The organism is Escherichia sp. 94.0001 (assembly GCF_013369155.2).
GTDB classification, from domain to species: Bacteria; Pseudomonadota; Gammaproteobacteria; order Enterobacterales; family Enterobacteriaceae; genus Escherichia; species Escherichia coli_F.
Window position 1 is genome coordinate 1 of record NZ_JABWMS020000300.1, and the last position, 279, is coordinate 279.

Annotated in this window: 1 pseudogene; it reads left to right on the forward strand. The window is 46.2% G+C overall.

Annotated elements, in window-relative coordinates:
* Positions 1-279, forward strand: a pseudogene (locus HEN33_RS25835) (hypothetical protein); the annotation flags it as partial.

Here is a 279-nt window from a genome sequence, read left to right on the forward strand (position 1 = left end):
TCAGCACAGCGAGAGTAAATCGCGGATTATGGGTTGATATTTATAAAGAAGCACAACATGCAGGGGAAGTTCCTCCTGGATGGAATCCTCCGGAGGCTACCCGTAAACCAATCCCTAAAGTAACCAGAGCCAGACTCACCCTGGAAGACTGGCAAAAAATTTACAACGCAACGTCTGAAAAACACTTTATCCGTAATGCAATGCTTCTTGCGATTGTTACTGGCCAGCGCCGTGATGACATTTGCCACATGCGTTTTTCAGATGTGTGGAACGAACACT